Here is a 17,487-nt window from a genome sequence, read left to right as displayed (position 1 = left end):
GCACCGAAGATCACGCTTTCTGAGTAGAGGAATGTTTGCCAATACTCAAGCCAGCGTTGACGGGTTGAGACACCTTGGCAGCATAACCTAGACTATTTAAAGCGGACGTTCTTTCCACTCTTTTTTAGCAGCGGCTAACTCAACAGTACCTGCTGGGGTGATCAGCCAAACAGCAGTTCAACAGCTGTGCTGAGGTCTGCAACAACATGGGTTGCCCGTTCAGGAAGTTTGGCCTCTTGCCCGGGCCGGTATTTTCCCGTTTGTACGAGAATGCCCTGCAGGCCAGCCCCCATGGCGCCGCCAACGTCGGCCTCCGCGTCGTCGCCAATCATCACGACCTCCTCGCAACGGCACGCCATGCTCTCGACGGCAAGCTTGAAAAATGCGGGTGCTGGCTTGCCGAGCACGGTCGCCATCGTGCCGGACGCATATTCAAGACCGGCGACGAAAGGACCGGCATCGAGGCTCAACTCACCGTCACGGTCGAGAAAATTGCGATTTTTTGCCAGCGCCAGAAACTCCGCGCCATGAATGATTTTCCGGAAGGCTTGGTTCAAAAGATCATAGGTGAAAAAAGCACCCGCATCCCCGACGACGACGGCCTCGCCGCTACCGGCGGCCAAGCCCGTGAAGTCCTCGCGCAAGTCCGGATGCACGATGAGTAGCGGGACGAGATTTTTACGGGCAAGAAAGTCTCGCGCAAGGGCTGCTGGCGTGAAAAGGTCCCGCGCGTCTATATTCAGGCCAAGCCTTGCGAGATCGCTCACAATCCGGTGCCTTGGGCGGCGAGTCGTGTTGGTGATGAACTTGAACGGAACCCTCAACTCACGGAGTCTTCGGATCGCGTCGAGCGAGCCAGGCAGCGGTTCGCTGCCGACATAAACAACGCCGTCAAGGTCGATGAGGACGCCCTGGACCATTTCGCCTTCTCGGCCGGGCGGAGAATGCCTCTACCCGCTTAACTGCTTATTTCTTCTCTGGCATGCGCCTTCGTGGTGCCTTCATCACCATGGCGCCACATGAAGGTCGCTGCAATCCCGACGAGCGCGGCGCCAGTTAAGGTCAAAAAGAGAGCATATGACGTGAGCCATGCGATCGCCGGGACCAAAAGCGCCATGATGAGACCAAGTACGCAGATCTGCCATGCGATATGAACACCCGCGACGAAAGTGCCAAGCGCGAGCAGCATCAGAAGCGCGAGCCCCGTTCCTGGCGCGGTGAGCAGTCTTTGAACATCGGATAAGACAAGGATGTTCATCGCGACCAAAAAAGCCACCCAATGGAGCGCTTGTGTCCAAACCATCCGAAACCGGGCTTGCTTCGTTTGCGTGTGCAGCCATCCCGTTCCGATGCACACAACGCCCATTGCCAGAGCCAGGAACTCCCAATAGCCAATCAGAGGCTGATGCGAAATACTGGTATAGGCAACACCCAAGAGTGTGAGCAAGAGCACGGCAAGGTAGGGCAGCTCCTTCAGCCATAGCCTTGCGACTCGTGAATGGACCAAAGGCCGCTCAGCACCGTTTGCCACTTCGTGTTCGCTCATCCCGATGTTCCGATCTTATTGGCTGACGGTGTTGTCCCGATTGTATTGATTCGTACCGTCACATATTCTGCCCAAAAAGAATTTTGCAAAGTGTTTGGCATATTTTTTCGCTAGGTGCCACAATTACCTTAATGTAATCAATTGCCTGAGAATTTGCCGAACGGCACGGGGGTTCTTTGCCGGACTTTAACCCTCGGTGCCCTCCAATCACCTTGGTTGACGAACCCATAGAGTTGCCACATGTCCGAACCTTCGCCCGCAAGTTTTTTCGATGTTTGGGACACTTATCAAAAAGTTGTCTCTGGCGATTACATGTTTCATCATGAAATTGGCGCGGAGCTGCGCAAATTTCTCAACGCCCAATTTGACGGCCGGTCTTTTTCCATCCTCGATCTTGGTTGCGGCGATGCGGCAACCTTAGCGCCGGTGCTGGATGGGATGACGGTACGGCGCTATAAGGGGGTGGATTTGTCGGAGGCGGCTCTGGCCCTCGCCGCGGAAAATCTAAAATCTCTCGCGGGTTCATTGGAATTGATGAGAGACCACATCTTGGCCGCACTGGCCGAAGAGGCCCAATATGATGTGATCTATAGCAGTTTTGCGCTGCACCATTTGCCGACGGAACAAAAAGCGGAGTTTTTTCGTCTCGCCGCGCAAAGGTTAGAGAAGGGCGGCTTATTGCTGCTGGTCGATGTTGTGCGCGAGGAAGATGAAACGTTGGAAATCTATCATCAACACTATTGCGCGTGGCTGCGCGGCAGGTTTACCGCGCTCAGCGCGGATGAAAAGGACCTGATCTGCGACCATATCGTGAATAACGATCTGCCGGACGCCTCTTCCGTTCTTCACGCTCAAGCGCGCGCTGCGGGGCTGAAGGTTGCCACGCGCGGAACCCAATTCGGCTGGCATTGGTTGTTGAGCTTTACGCACGCCTAGGCCGGCGGTGCCCGCGCGTCATCCAGAATTGCGCAGGCCAGCCGCGACGCCATTGATCGAAATAAGAATGGTTCGCAAGGTGCGGTCGGCATGCTCGCCACTGCGCCAACGGCGCAGAAGCTCGACTTGGAGGTGATTGAGCGGCGCGATATACGGAAAGCGATGCCTGATCGAGCGGGCAAGTGCGGGATTGTCGGCGAGACGCTCGGTCGTCCCTTGGATTTTGTTGAGCGCGTCAAGCGTGCGCTGCCATTCCGCTTCCAACATGCCGAAAATTTTTGTGGCAAGCTCCTGGTCGGGAACCAGTTCGGAGTAGCGCTTGGCGATCGACATGTCTGCCTTGGCGAGCACCATATCCATATTGGACAAGAGGGCGCGGAAGAACGGCCATTCGTCGTTCATTCTTTTTAACACAGCCATGCGCTCGCCGGGGGCTTCCTTGATGAAGGCTTCCACCGCCGAGCCGAAGCCGAACCAGCCCGGCAAGGTAATGCGTGCCTGACCCCAAGAGAAGCTCCAGGGGATGGCGCGCAAATCCTCGATCCGGCGCGAGGCGCGGCGGGACGCCGGACGCGAGCCGATGTTGAGCTCGGCGATTTCCGCGATCGGAGTCGCCGCGAAGAAAAAATCGGTAAACCCTGGCGTCTCATAGACCATCGCGCGGTAGGCCGCCATGCTCAGTTGTGAAAGCGTCGCCGCCGTTTCGAGAAAGTCCTTGGAAACCGGACTGGCAGGCACCATGAGCGTGGCTTCAAGCGTCGCGGCAACGAGCGTCTCCAGATTGTGCAGGCCAATCTCGGGATTGGAATATTTCGACCCAATGACCTCGCCTTGCTCGGTGAGCCGAATATGACCATTCACGGTCCCTGGTGGCTGTGCCAAGATGGCCTGATAGCTTGGCCCGCCGCCGCGTCCGACTGCGCCGCCGCGCCCATGAAACAGACGGAGCGCAATGCCTTCATGCTCCTTGAAATATTTGGCGAGTTTCGTCGAGGCGCGGTAAAGCTCCCAGTTGCTGGTAAAAAATCCGCCATCCTTGTTGCTGTCCGAATAACCGAGCATGATTTCTTGTTGCGCACCCGACCCGCGAACGAGATCCAAAATCCCAGGCACCTCATAAAACGACCGCATGATCGTGTCGGCATTGCGAAGGTCTTCGATGGTCTCGAACAAGGGCACGACAAGCAAAGCGGCGTTCGCGTCCGGATCGCCGAGAACGCCATGCATTAGACCGCATTCTTTTTGTAGAAGGAGCACTTCGAGCAGATCGCTCACCGTTTCCGTGTGGCTGATGATGTAATGGCGGATCGCCTGCTTGCCGAAAGACCGGAGCAAGCTCCCTGCCGTTTGAAAGATTTCGAGTTCCTCTGCGGTTTTTTCGGAATAAACAACGCCGGGGACGCGCAATGGCCTTGGATCGCGCAAGAGCCCGAGAAGCAGATTTTGCTTCGCAAGCTCGTCGAGACCAGCGTAGTCCGCCGACACTCGTGCAATGGCGAGGAGCTCGGCGAGCGTCTCTTCGTGCCGGTCCGAGCTTTGCCGGAGATCGACGGTCGCAAGGTGAAAGCCAAACACATCGATCGCGCGGCGCAACGGCGCGAGCCGTGCAGGTATCAAGGCGGCGCCATTATTCGCGGCAAGTGACTCTTCGATAATGCCAAGATCGGCTTGCAGCGCATCCACATCGCGATAGGGATTGCCGGACGTAGCCGCGTGGCGGGCCGCCTCGGTGCCAGTGAGTTCGAGCAGGGTTGCCGCAAGCCTAGCGTAAATGCCGATCAAGGCACGCCGGTATGGTTCGTCGCCGCGTTGAGGGTTCTTATCGCCGGAACGCTCGGCCAAAGCCGTCAATTCCGGAGTACAGGCGACGAGTAGCAGTGTGGAAGACAACTCACCGCCCAACAGATGGATTTCCGTCAAATAGTAGCGTAATGCGACTTCGCATTGGCGGCGCAAAGCGAGAATCAGTGTCTGAGCATTGACATTGGGATTGCCGTCGCGATCGCCGCCGATCCAGGACGCCATGCGGAAAAACGAAGCGATCTTTTTCCCGCCAAGATGCGCTTCAAGCTCGGCATAGAGTTGTGGGATTTGCCGCAGGAAAGTCGTTTGGTAAAATCCAAGCGCGTTCTCGATTTCGTCGTGAACACTCAAACGCGAATAGCGCAAGAGCCGTGTTTGCCAAAGTTGCGCGATGCGGGCACGCAACAGCATATCATTGTGTTTTCGTTCCCTTGCGTTGGCAAGCGTGCCACGCTCGAGCAAAAGCTGCGCGATGGCGCGCTCCGCGTCGCGCTGGCTCTTGCGCTGGACTTCAGTCGGGTGCGCGGTGAGAACCGGCGATACAAGGGCGCGGTCAACGACACCGGCGATGGCGTCCGGTCCAAAGCCGGCCGCCGCCAAATGCTCGAAGCTCGCGGCGAGGCTGCCGCTTTCACGGGTCTCCGGTTGCTGCATCCCGTGAACCGCGCGGCGCCGGATGTAGTGACGGTCCTCCGCGATGTTCGCCAGATGGGAGAAATACGTAAATGCGCGCGATACCGCCATCGCTTGGTCGACGGTCAAGCCCCGCAGGAGCGCGCCGAGCTGATGCGGGGCATCCTGATCGGCATTTCGTTCACATGCGATACTAAGCTTCCGGATCGTTTCGATCAGCTCGAAAGTCGCTTCCCCCTCCTGGTGACGTATTGTGTCGCCAAGCAGTTGGCCAAGCAAGCGGATATCGTCGATAAGCGGCTGTTCCTTCTCGGCAATATCGTTCTTTTTCAAAACGCTGTTCATTGACGTCGAAGTGCTTGCGCTTGTCATTGTAGCCTCATGCGGGCATGCCATGTTCATTGGTTCTATCTGCTTTTGGCGCGTGCCGCCACAGCCCGCATATCCAATTTTCATGCCGGGGGAGTCGTGACTTGGCTTAAACGGCCTGGCCGCTCTGGTCTGTTGCGCTTTGAAGACTATCGGGAAACTTTGGCCTTGGTTAGCCTTGAGCAGCGGAAAGCTCAACAATTCTTTTATTTAGATCCCCAACACAACGCTTGAGATTGGCTCTGGCGGCATCACGCCATTTGCCGCTCGTCTCCGCGCGCCTGTAGAGACGGACATCTTCCCTTGCGAAATTCTCCAGAATTTGGATCTGGCGTGAACAGAAGATGATTTCCGGAACGGAAGAAAACTCAAACCGTATCCGGGCAAAATCCGCGATGAATTCCTCCCATGGCGCGGCAAGCGAGCTTAAATCCAAGTCCAAAAAGAGGTCAAAGTCGCCGGAAAATCCGGCATAATGCTGCTTCTTCGCTGTCGCGAGGACGTGACCGGCGGTTGCCATGATCAAATCATAGACGGCGTCAGCGTCGGGCTGATTTAACAAAGTGTATTGGCGAAACAGTTCGGCGCTGTCGCGGACGTTTTCGTAATCTTGACGCGGCGTGCCATCGCAATTCTCTGTCCGGTAGACCACATCATGCCACAGGGTTGACAGCGCTATGATATCTGTCCGGGTTGAAAGTTCTGAAAACTCGGCCAGTCTGTCCAACAAGCCCACGACATGCTCCCATGTGTGATATGCCCGGTGACGTTCGCTGTAGCCTGCGTCGAGTATCTCCCATGCACCCAGTTTGTGTCGTGCCGCAAGGGGGGTCCAATACTGTATTTTAATGATATTCTTCGCCTGCTCTCGCGAATGCTCTGTGCGCTGCGTCATTTATACGTTCCGTATTTGCGGCCGCAATTCAAGACCCGGGAATACGCAGACTTGCCGATGCAATGCGCTTACCAAGCAATCTTGCCAACTCAAATGGATTGTCATTTTCAAAATATGTTCAGGCGATGGGGATAGTGATAGCGCCGCTCGTCCAGACATGCCAGTCCATCAAAGGATGGAACAGCCGCTCATAGTTTCAGAGGGTTTGGAAACTCACTTCGTGGTCATTGCATAGACACCATCCCAATCTGGACCCAAGTCCGTACCGCGCAGCGCCTGGATACGCCTTTCGAATACCGCATAATAAGTTTCGAGTGCCTCTCCCGCCGTCTTCCGGCATTGGGCAATAAGCATTTCCGACTCATCCCACTTTTGCGTCCGGTACGCTCGCAGGAAATCCTGATGCAAAGGCAACAGACGCGCCAGTGCCAATTTGTCAAAATCAAATGAGTCGGCAAGCCCAAAAATACGGACCGGCCGCACCCTGCCCTTCACCCTGATGAGATCGATCTCGATGACGGCCAACCCAGGGCAGCGGTTGACTGTGAGTTCGCCCGCCACAGCTGGCAATCCATAAAGTTTCGTCAGACCTTCAAGCCGCGAGGTGACGTTGACCTCATCCCCAATAGCCGAATAATCGAAACGCTGCTTGCTGCCGAGATTTCCGACGCAGCATTCGCCGGTATTAATGCCGATCCCAATCCTGACCGGAGAAAATGAGCGTCCCGTGGCGCGAGCTTTATCCTGCCAACCCCGGTTGAGTCCGGCCATTGTGCTTGCCATCTCGATTGCCGAGCTGCAGGCGCGCCGCGCATGATCATCAACGTCGAGGGGTGCGTTCCAGAAAGCCATAATGGCATCACCCATGAATTTGTCGATGGTGCCGCGCTCCCGCAAAATAATATCGCTGAGCGGTGTCATGAGCTCATTTATAAAGAGAGTGAGTTCGCTGGCCGTCAGGCCCTCCGAGATCGAGGTAAAGTCGCGCACATCGCAAAACATTAATGTGAGTTCTCGCACTTCACCGCCCAACGCGAGTTTGGCGGGACTGGCGATGATTTCCTCCACAACGGCCGGCGCAAGATAGCGGCTAAACGCGCTGCGGACTTCGGAGCGCTGTGTTTCCACTTGGCGGTAGATGTAGAAAGTGATGCCAGCCGTAAGCAGCAGCAATACCAGTGAGGGATAAAGCGGATCAAACAGCAAGTCCCAATAACGGTATAATATCCAGCCTCCTAACATTAGGATGGCGGGCACAAGGGCGCCAAGGCCAGCCGCCAAGCTAGGTGAGAGGCGCCACATGGTAAGCGCCATCAAAAGTCCCAAAACGACAATGATGCTTTTTTCGGCTGCATCCGCGTAATCTGGCCGCGAGAGCCGGTTTTGCTTGAGGATATTCTCGATGATTTGCGCGTCGATTTCGACACCCGCGATCACGGGATCGAGGGGCGTCGCACGCAGATCGAAGAGGGACGGCATGCTTGTACCGATGAGGATGATCTTGCCCGCGATTTGGTTCTCGCTGACCTCCCCTGCCAAGAGTTTCCAAGCCGATATGTAGATGTCGGGAGCAGTTGGACGAAATTTCAGCGTAAGCTGCCCCTTGGCATCGGTGGGGATGTCCATTTCACCGATACGGACCCGGTTGATCCCAGTTTGTTGTCCAAAGGCCGTCTCGCCGCTCGCATTGGACGATTTGATCACGTAGGTGGAAGCGCCCTGCGCCACACGCAAAGCCTCGGCCGCAAGCGATGGGATGATGCGGTCGCCTAGCCGGAAAAACAACGGAACCTGGCGCACGACACCGTCGCGATTGGGAATCAGGTTCATCGCACCGATGGCCTTTACCGCCTCGTCGAGGAGCGGCAAATTGCTTTCAACGCCGGTAAAAGCCGGTAGGAACGGTTTTGGATCATCTCCGGCGAATGCGAATCCGGCTTTTTGTGCAATATCCGGAGTGTTCGTCTCATTGGTCAGAAGCAGCGCCAGCACGCTCGGCGTCCCCTTGAGCGCCTCGGCGAGCAGCTGGTCGTTTGTTGCCGAACCGACGAGATCCCGCAACCTGCCAGCTTGCTCCGGCGGCATCCGCTTGATCACTTGTTCGAGGGACGTACGGTCTGGTTCGGCGAAGAGGATATCAAAGGCAATCGCCGCCGCATTGCGCTTGCTGAGCTCGATGACGAGATCACGGATGATGGTTCGTGGCCACGGCCATTGCCCGAAACGGGCAAGGGAGTCGGAATCAATATCAATGATGCGGACAGGCAGATCCGGATCGTAGGGTTGCGGAGCCAAGCGTTGATAATAATCGAATGCGATCAGCCGGAGAGCCGAGACAAAGAAAGGGTCGCCGCCGCGAAGCACCAGCGCGAGAACCAAAAATAGGCAAATGAGCGGGAGATAGAAACGCCCGATTCGTGTTTTTAGCCGCTGCAAGTCCTGATGCCTGTCTTCGACCATCCATATGGAGCACCGTTAAAATCGGACCCGGAACACATGTTTCCCGCCCAATACCATGCCACGCTAGCTCCGGTTTTCCGATGCTTCCAAAAGGAGAAGGTACAATTGAGACAACAGTAGCTATTACTTATATGGCGGCGGCGGCGGTGGTGGCGGCGGTGGAGGCCTCGGCGATGTCCGGATCGGCGATGGAGTTGTCCGCACCGCGCCCTTCTGGGTCGCTTGCACGACCAAATCGAAGGCGGTATTTTCAGCGTGGGTTGTTAGCTGTTGGACCGGCGGGGTATCTGGTCCAAGCCCTGTGACTTGTCCAACCCCATATTGATCCATGAGGGCTTCGGTGGGTATCGACGTGGCTCCGCCCTTCTGGCCCGACTTGCTCGTGAGAAGCCTTAGATATTTGTTGATCTCGGCTTCGCTCACCCGTTCCGGCTCCGCTGGGCAGCTGCTCCAATCCGCCACTGTAATGGCGAAGCCAGTGCGCCTGACGACAGCGGTGCCGCAGCCGTTGGCGCTGCTGAGCCGGCCAAAATGGTTGATCAAGCGGGTTCCACCCTGGCCGTGTGCGATCGTCGCGGTTCCGCCGCGAATGCCGATCGTCGCAACCGGCGTTTTGACCGTGGCCGCGCCCTGGTGACTGAGCTGTCCTCCGACGAAACGGAGTGCGCCTTTGGCCAGTGTCGTCACCATTTGCCCCGTGCCGGTCGCCGGATCGTAGACAAATTTATCAATCACAAGGGTGCTGTTCGGCCCAACGCTGAGCGTGGTTTTGTCGAGGAAGAGAAGCTGAACTGTTCCGCTCCCGGATGTTTGGATCCGCTCGTTATGGAGGACGCGCGCGCCGATTCTTAAAACTTGGACTCCTCCTCCGGGGGGCGTGCCTTGCGAAAGCGTGTTCACCGCGGCGGCTGTGCCAACATCCTGGGCCTTCGTTGACAGAGCCGAAAAAGGGCTACTGGCAAGCAACATCGCCAGGGGTAATATGAATTTTGGGTTCATTCGCAGCTGCATAACGCACCCCTTAAAAACTGACCGTTGGACCCATTGTGACGGAAAGGTCTCTGACGGTATTGCCGGGGATATTCGAATTGATCGCACGATATTGCAATTGCACGCCAACGCCAAATCGATCCTGGACGGGGATGTCAAGACCAATACCCGCATGCCACTCGAGATCATGCTCTGTGGTGAAGGGGTTGAAGAAGGGATCGGCTTGCCGGTAGAGCCAAGGTGAGATTCCCGCCGATGGGGTTAAGGTCCAGCTGCGGCCGCCCCACAGCGAGGGAATGAGGCAGGGAAGCCAAAAATCAAATGCGTAGCGATTGTAGCTGAACCAAGGAAACGAATCATCGCTGTGATAGAAGGCGAATCTTCCTTGCCAGCGGACGCCCTCGATGATCGGACCGGCAGCCTGCAGTGCGATGATCGCCAACGTACCATCCAACCCCGACGCCAAGGGGTAAAGCCCGGAAGCATGATAGTTCATGCTGCGGAATTCGGCATAGGGGTCCAATGCCACATTCGCAAAGTTGAAATGCATGGTGAGCCCGCCGCCGATACTTCCGAGATAAGGCTCGCCGGCCAGCGTGGCGCCCGTGGCGACCACATAGGGTTTGATCGAGGCGCCGTTCAAAGCATCCTGGAAAATGCCAAAGCGCGGTCCGGCGCGGAAATCCAGAAATCCCGTATCAACGGCAGTCACCTTGAACTGCTGCGCATCATAACCAATCACGTTCGCTTCAAATACATCGCCGTTTTGATTGCCAAAGTCATGAACATAATTTACGCCGGCGGCGGCAAACCAATTCCAGTCAGCTTGAGGAGCGAACGGGCTGTTAATCGGACGCGTCGCGCCAAATAGGGTTTGCTGGGTAGGGCCAAAGCTCGCGTTCGACTGGTAGCGGAAGCCGGTCTGGGCGTAACCACTCCACTGATCGGGCTGTAGTTTTTTCTCGATTGTGTCGAGATATTCCTGAGATTTCTGCACCATATCGGGTGTCGCATCCGCGCTGGCTTGCGCAGATTGAAAGTAACCGCGCGCCATCTCGTAGGAACCGAGGCGAAAATACAGCATCCCAAGTTCAAACCGTACCTTGGACAGCGCCGGGTTGAAGAAGAGCAGCCTTTCAAACGCGCCAATCGACGCCTCGAGATCGCCCCCCTGCTCGCTGCTCGTGGCATAACTGAGCGTCGTGTCGAGATTGGCTGGGCTATTCAGCATGGTTTGAAACAAAGGGTCTCCAGCAAGAGGCCCTGGTATGGTTTGGGCATGAGCGCCAGCACCGCAAAGGATGCCGATCCCCAGAATTGCGATTGCCGCGGCTAAGGATGCGGTCTGCCTGATCGAGGAAAGAATCATCATGTCCCTCGGGTCCAATTGACCGTTGTTGTGAGCGCCGTAACCAAGTCATCCCCCCACCGCCGGGCGTCATGTCACTCAGCATGGCACCAGCGCACCAGATGGCAACCCAAAGCCGCCGCCACGTCAAGCCGGGACGAAGTCTCGTTGTGCAAAGACTCTATATTCTTTCTAGGTGTGGTATGATGGCAACAAATCAGCGCTCCAATGCCCGTATTGTTTCATTGGCGGCATGCAGTGTGTCGGCCAGATCGCTAATGATGTTCATCAATATCTTGGCATAGATGCTTGGGTGCTCAAGACCAAAGGTGCGAAGAGATTCAACCGATATGGCGTAACAAACGAGTTCGGTTTCGGCGACAACTTGGGCTCCGCGCGTCCGCCCCTCGATCAGCGCCATGTGGCCGAATGCGAGGCTCCTGCCGACCGAAGCGATTTGAACAGTTCGGCCGCCATGCCCAATGGACGGCAGCTCCACGGAGGCTGAACCACGCACAATAACGAAAAACGTCTTTCCCAATTCCCCTTTCTTGATGATGATCTGGCCGCTCTCGAAAGTCGTCAGCTTCGGCGCGACAGATAGCGACAGCAGACTCAATTCTTCGGTGTCGAGGTTTTGAAAAAGCACGATCTCCTGCAACGTCAGCATCGATTCTTCTGAAGCCGGTGCGTGCAGATAAAGGATCTCCGCCTCGACATGTTCCAAAGCGTCGTCAAGTCCATCGAAAATTTGTATAGGCCGTGAAAATCCCTTCGTGCCGGCAAGCACGGACCGGAGATTTGCGAGCGGACCGTTCACCAAAATATGCGAGAATATGAGCTGGCAATTGGGATTTTCTGGAACGCCGGAGAATCCTTGCAGCAGACACAATGCGGCGCGGTCGGCGCTTTGGACGTGACGAAAATCCACAATGACGTGAGTCGCGTTGGCTGCGACTTTGCGAATGCGGTGGACCAATCTCTCGGCGGTGCCGAAATACAATCTGCCTTGCGCTTCGATGATGCAGATCGCCCCGCCACTCCGGTCGAGGATCGCACGTTCCGCTGGTGTTCGAAGTCGCTTCGAGCGAATGCGGAGGCCGTTGAGTTCGTGACGCAAGACCGATTCGACGCCGGTGCGGCTGCAAAAGGCATGAAGGCCGAAATCCGCCGAGATCCGCCGACAGGCCATCACGCCACGGACGCTGTTTCCGTAACTATCCAGTCGCGGTGAGTAGATGGCGATCCCGATCTGGCCGGGTATCACGGCAATGACGCAGCCGGACACGCCGCTTTTGGCGGGTATACCGACTTCGTAGGCCCATTGCCCGGCATAGTCGTACATGCCGCAGCTATGCATGACGCTGAGCACGTCCTGAACAAATTCCGCAGGCATCGCAGCCTCGCCTGTGAGTGGGTTTACACCGTCGTTGGCCAAACTGGCTGCCATGACGGCGAGATCCCGGCAGTTCACGAGCATGGAACACTGGCGGAAGTAGACCTCAAGAACGGCCTCGGGTTCGTTCCCGATCATATTGCTATTGCGCATCAAATAGGCAATTGCGCGATTGCGGTGCCCGGTCTCGCTTTCAGAGCGATAGACGGACTCGTCGAGGTCGAGGTCGCGCCCCGCAAAACGGGACAGCGCACTTCGCATAGCGCTGATGCGTTGTTTGGGGGTATCGCCTGGAAAAAGCTCCGAGACGGCGATCGCCCCGGCATTCACCATCGGATTGTATGGCTGGTTCGCCGCGTCGTCGAGAACAATCGAATTAAACGCTTCCCCTGTCGGCTCGACGCCGACTTTGTCAAGAACAGCCGCGCGGCCATGACAGGCGAAGGCATGTGCGTAGGCAAACGGTTTTGAGACCGACTGAATCGTGAACAGTTGACTGGCGTCACCAACCGCGAAAACCCGGCCGTCAGTGGTGGCGATGGCGATCGCGAATTGACGCGGGTCGGCCCTGGCGAGTTCGGGAATATAGCTAGCCACCTCCCCGGCATCCACGGACATCAACTCGCCGCGGAGCCGGGTTAGGTAACGGCTCACCGGATCTTCCTGCGACGGCACTAGTTGGTTCCCCTCGATCGTCAACAGCATCTAAGATTCATATAGGGCAAGGAATTCGCCGGAAAGACTCGGCAAATGACTCTCATCCACTGAAGGTATTTCCCCCAAAATCAGGAAACTGGATTGTCCTGACACATCAACACTACTTACTTGCCTCTTGCCTTCAAATGACAACGCCGTGGTTTGAGATTCGATAAATTCCGGCCTAGCCCCGTCTCCATTCGCGGCAGTCGCGATGGCCGCTTCGTCCCGTGACCAAAGCAAGGGACGGGCCAACCGTAATATGCCTTGTCTGAATGAAGGCCCATTGCCGGCCGTGCGGCTACGGGCCGGATACAGTTTGATGGGCGGCTTGGCGCCAGTATGCGGCAAGCCCTTCGAGCGTGGCGAGTTCGGCCATGTCATCCAGTGCCGCCGGCAAGCCGGCGATCAAACGATGAAACCTGGCAATTGACCAATTAGGGTTCGGCCGAGCTTCTAGGGCCATCGCGTCACCGGCGCGAAACGTGCCTGGCTCGATCACGCGGTAGTACCAGCCGCAACAGCCATTTTTCATCATGGCGCGCGGCAAATGCTTATTGTTAAACCGCAGAGCGAATTTGAAGCAGGGCTGGCGAGACTGGCTGACCTGCAGCACCACCGTCCCAGCGCGAAGTATATCGCCGATGCATACCGTGGTCTCATCGAGGTGCCCAATCGTCAGGTTTTCGCCGAGGCCGCCTGGAGTCAGCAAGGCTCCGTGTTCAGGAAAATCGCGAATCCAAATGGAGTAGCTCGACAATGCATAACCATAAACGGCCTTGTCGGGTCCGCCATGAACCGTGAGGTCGGCCTGCTCGTCACCTTCAAGGCCGAGCTTCCCAACGTGAACGGGTCCATTCACCACATGTTTCACAAAGCCGCTTGGCACGCCTCGCGGACCAAGCGGAGCCACCCGTCCCGCTTGAACTGAAACGATGCATGCCATTGTGTCCGTGTTCTGGCATTCGGGTGGCATCGGATGTTCCCAATCGCCGATAGTAGATAATGATATACCCGATATGAAAATTTGAAACGAATTCACCCGCCACACGGCTTAGAAGTCCGCACTGCTGCAAGCACCGGAGATCGGCAGGTATTCTTGTCAAAAGAAAACCGCCTGACCGGAGGTTCCGGCCAGGCGGCGATGTGTTTTGAGTGTCCGGCGTTGAGGCCGGCCGGCTTAGAACTTGACGACGACGTCGCCGCCGAAGGTGACTTGCGAGCTTTTGGTGCCGGCGCCGAACCCGGGGGTTCCCGGGATGCCGATGATGCCGCTGCCGCCGCCGAAAGGCGTCGTGCCGTTCAGCGAGGAATCATAACGAACCTCCGGCCGGAACAGCAGGCCCTTCAGCACCGGCGTTCCGTCGGGGATCGGCACCGTGATGTTGAGGCCGGCCGTCAGCTCCAGATAGGTCGTCGGCGCGGGGGCGAAGACCGCCGTGTTCGGAAACCCATATTCGACATTGACGAAGTCGAAATTGCCGGGGAACGCCGCGACGAAGAAGTTGTTGTTGTCGCGCCAAATCTCGGCCCGCCCGACAAACGACAGCCAGTCGTTGGCCTTCAAGATGCCATATTGGGCGACACCGTAACCGGTCGCGTTGAACCCGTCATCGCGAATGAAATTGCCATCGGTGATGAAGGTGAGATAGTCGGTCGGCTTCCAGGTCACCGTGATGTCGTTGAGATAGCGCAGGGCGTTGTTCGGGTTGCAGGCGCACGCCAAGGCAACCCCCGGGGTGTCGGGATTTTCCGCCCCGATGTGGGTGGTCGCCAGGATCGTGAGAGCGCCGTCGAGAAGGTTCAACCCGATGCCGCCATGGAATGCCGCGGCGCCATTGTTGTCGCCTTGCCGGTTGCCGAAGGTGGTGTTGACGCCGGTGTCGACGCCCAAATAAATATCGACCATCGGATCGACATGCGAAATCGTCATGACGCCGGTGTGGACGAGCGGAATGCCGAAGTTGAAGATGTAGGAATGCGAGTAGAGGTAATTGGTGGTCGGGTCGATCGTCTCGGCGCCTTCCAAGGTGACATATTGGCCGGCCTTGACGTCGATGCCGCCGGCGAACAGCCAGGGAAGATGCACGATGCCCCAAGCCTCGACGGGGGTAATCTGACTCCAATCATTGATGATGTAATCGAGCTCGCCAAGGTAATGGGTGTAGCGCGCGTCGGTCCCGTACATGGCTTGCACTTTGAAGCCGAAATCATAATCCGTGGCTTTCGGATCGAGCGGCCGCTGGATGGTCAAAAGCACTTGGTTCAAGAGCGGCTGGTTGGCCTTGTCGGTGAACAAATGCCCGAAATTTAGCCCATCGCCCGGGCTGTCAGGGTTGAACGTAATTCCGGCCTCGACCGAGCCGGAGACCGTCAACGTATCCCACCAATTGGCCGGCGGTGGCGGCGGCGGAACATCGGCGGCGCGCGCAACCGAACCGGCAAAGCCGAGAAAAGTGCTGGCGCAGAGAGCCGGCACCAGAATTGATTTGAGCGAACGGGGCATTGCATATCTCCCAGCGAAGCCATTGGTTGACTTGCAAGGTGCGCCGCAAAATTAATTTTGCAACATCAGTCTCAATGTCCAAGCCCATTCTGCCAGACCCCGATGCGCTTTTGCCACAGTTTGCGCACCGCAGGGGCAGCCACGCATGAATTTGCCCGCGAATTTGCCGTTTTGATTGTCACGCATCGTCAGCATCTGGCCGTGAACTGCTAGAAACCCTAGCGAATCCCGTTCGACCCCTAGCCCTGGAAACCTATTTCCGCAAAAAACCGGGCGATCCACCGAAATGAGTGATCTCACACGCATCTTTGGCCGGGTAGCCCTCGCAAAGGAAACCGCTGATCTGGCGGCCCCGGCCAGCGCGCGATTCTGCAGCCGCCGTCACTGAGCTGCGATGATCTGCTTTGCGTACCCGGCGCCGCATTTGGCCGCCGTGTGCATCGCCGCTGCTGGGATAGCCAAGGCGTCATCGTGAAAGGGTGGCGCAATCAGGGTCACACCAAATGGCAGTCCATCGCTTTTAAATCCGGCCGGAACCGCTATGGCCGAGCAGCCTAGAAAATTGACGAAATTGGTGTAAGTACCGAACCGCGCATTCAGCCTCAGCGGATCAGCGCGCATCTCCTCGACCGTATAGATTACCGGACTGGTTGGCAGGAGTAGAAAGTCGGCGATGGCCCATTCGGCCTCAGCACGGCGACGCAGTTCCGTGAGCTTATGCAGGCCGATAAAGGCGTCAATGGCGCTGTAACGGCGCGCGCCGTCAAGAAGGGTACGCACTGTCGGGTCCAGGTCTTGAGGATGTTTATCGACAAAATTGCCGATCCCCGCGAGCCGCTCTGCGAGCCATGGCCCGTCATAAAGAAGCGCCCCGATTTCTTGAAACGGCCGGTAATCGAAGGCGACGATCTCTCCGCCGAGCTCACGCATGGCTTCAATGGCGCGCGCATAAAGCGCGGCGTTCTCCGCGTCATCGAAGAACTCCCGTGCGTCCTCCGGTAGCACGCCAACACGCGGGCACGGAGCGATGGCCCGTTGCATGCCGCACATCGAATAGGGATCGCTTTGGTCAAACCCTTCGGCAAGGCGGCGAATAAAAACGCCATCGGCGACGCTCGTCGAAAGAATGCAAACGCAATCAAGACTCCAGCAAGCAGGAACAACCCCCGCCAAGCTCAAAAGACCAGATGTCGGTTTGATTCCTACGATATTGTTGAACGCGGCAGGGACCCGTCCAGAGCCCGCCGTATCGGTGCCGAGCGCGAAGGGGACAAGACCGGCGGCAACCGCGACCGCCGAGCCCGAACTCGATCCGCCAGAGACATAGTCGGCGTTGAACACCGAACGCGGCGCGCCGTAGGGCGAGCGCGTGCCATTGAGGCCGGTCGCGAACTGATCAAGATTGGTTTTGCCGACGACTAACGCCCCCGCCGCTCTCAGCCGGGCAACTGTGGTTGCGTCGGTTTCCGCGCGATAGGCGAAGGCTGGACAAGCTGCCGTCGTTTGGAGACCGGCGACGTCGATATTATCCTTTACTGCGAAGGGGATTCCCCACAGCGGCAGAAGCGCGGGATCGGGCTCCCTTACCAAAAGCTCGCGTGCCGCGCGCCATAAATCGTCCGGCGGAACAAGCGAGATGAAAATAGCTGGGTCTTTCGCCGACGCGATACGCGCAAGCACCTCTTCGACGACGTCGTTTACGGCGGCCGGCCGGTTCAGATAGATCGCCCTGAGTACGTCGAGGGACAATATCGCAGGTAACACTAGATACCTCCTCAATCGCCATAACGTGATCGCTCGCGATAAGTATCTGGCCGGGGATTAACCAAAACGCGAGGAACGACGTGCCGTACCATCGCCAAAATCAAGATGAGAAGGTGGTCATGTGCGGTGACACACGCCGTTGAAA

11 protein-coding genes and 1 pseudogene are annotated in these 17,487 nt (G+C 57.2%); 1 reads left to right on the top strand and 11 read right to left on the bottom strand.

Annotated features, from left to right (window positions below):
- Window positions 1–161: 161 nt before the first annotated feature.
- Window positions 162–920: a TIGR01458 family HAD-type hydrolase gene (locus QEV83_RS00380; RefSeq protein ID WP_280129345.1), complete on the bottom strand. Its 759-nt coding sequence runs from the start codon at window positions 918–920 to the stop codon at window positions 162–164.
- A gap of 38 nt (window positions 921–958) precedes the next feature.
- Window positions 959–1,546, bottom strand: a complete 588-nt coding sequence (locus QEV83_RS00375) for a hypothetical protein (protein WP_280129344.1) — start codon at window positions 1,544–1,546, stop codon at window positions 959–961.
- A 240-nt stretch (window positions 1,547–1,786) separates the two neighbouring features.
- Between QEV83_RS00375 and QEV83_RS00370 the strand changes: the two genes are divergently transcribed.
- Window positions 1,787–2,482: an L-histidine N(alpha)-methyltransferase gene (locus tag QEV83_RS00370; protein WP_280129343.1), complete on the top strand. Its 696-nt coding sequence runs from the start codon at window positions 1,787–1,789 to the stop codon at window positions 2,480–2,482.
- A gap of 18 nt (window positions 2,483–2,500) precedes the next feature.
- On the opposite strand, the gene ppc is transcribed toward QEV83_RS00370, so the two are convergent.
- The 9 genes and pseudogenes from ppc to atzF form a co-directional block, all read right to left on the bottom strand.
- Window positions 2,501–5,263, bottom strand: coding sequence for a phosphoenolpyruvate carboxylase (ppc, locus tag QEV83_RS00365; protein ID WP_280131159.1), 2,763 nt, complete (start codon window positions 5,261–5,263; stop codon window positions 2,501–2,503).
- Window positions 5,264–5,459: 196 nt separating this feature from the next.
- Window positions 5,460–6,182 carry a hypothetical protein gene (locus QEV83_RS00360; protein ID WP_280129342.1) on the bottom strand — a complete coding sequence of 241 codons (723 nt, stop codon included), beginning with the start codon at window positions 6,180–6,182 and terminating at the stop codon, window positions 5,460–5,462.
- 213 nt (window positions 6,183–6,395) lie between these two features.
- Entirely contained in the window at window positions 6,396–8,642 is a 2,247-nt protein-coding gene (locus tag QEV83_RS00355; RefSeq protein ID WP_280129341.1) for an adenylate/guanylate cyclase domain-containing protein, read from the bottom strand.
- A 123-nt stretch (window positions 8,643–8,765) separates the two neighbouring features.
- Complete coding sequence (locus QEV83_RS00350; protein ID WP_280129340.1) at window positions 8,766–9,653, bottom strand: FecR domain-containing protein; 888 nt, start codon at window positions 9,651–9,653, stop codon at window positions 8,766–8,768.
- A 10-nt stretch (window positions 9,654–9,663) separates the two neighbouring features.
- Window positions 9,664–11,004 carry a hypothetical protein gene (locus QEV83_RS00345; RefSeq protein ID WP_280129339.1) on the bottom strand — a complete coding sequence of 447 codons (1,341 nt, stop codon included), beginning with the start codon at window positions 11,002–11,004 and terminating at the stop codon, window positions 9,664–9,666.
- A 193-nt stretch (window positions 11,005–11,197) separates the two neighbouring features.
- Window positions 11,198–13,081, bottom strand: a complete 1,884-nt coding sequence (gene glsA / locus QEV83_RS00340; RefSeq protein WP_280129338.1) for a glutaminase A — start codon at window positions 13,079–13,081, stop codon at window positions 11,198–11,200.
- Between the two features lie 292 nt (window positions 13,082–13,373).
- Complete coding sequence (locus tag QEV83_RS00335) at window positions 13,374–14,048, bottom strand: MOSC domain-containing protein (protein WP_280129337.1); 675 nt, start codon at window positions 14,046–14,048, stop codon at window positions 13,374–13,376.
- A 204-nt stretch (window positions 14,049–14,252) separates the two neighbouring features.
- A complete protein-coding gene (locus tag QEV83_RS00330) occupies window positions 14,253–15,578 on the bottom strand; it encodes an outer membrane beta-barrel protein (RefSeq protein WP_280129336.1) in 1,326 nt (441 codons plus the stop codon).
- A gap of 426 nt (window positions 15,579–16,004) precedes the next feature.
- Window positions 16,005–17,342: pseudogene (gene atzF / locus QEV83_RS00325) on the bottom strand (allophanate hydrolase); the annotation flags it as partial.
- Between the last annotated feature and the right edge of the window lie 145 nt (window positions 17,343–17,487).

The sequence above is a fragment of the Methylocapsa sp. D3K7 genome, assembly GCF_029855125.1.
Taxonomy (GTDB): Bacteria; Pseudomonadota; Alphaproteobacteria; order Rhizobiales; family Beijerinckiaceae; genus Methylocapsa.
Note: the sequence above shows the minus strand (reverse complement) of the source record. Positions and strands in the feature narration are given on the sequence as shown.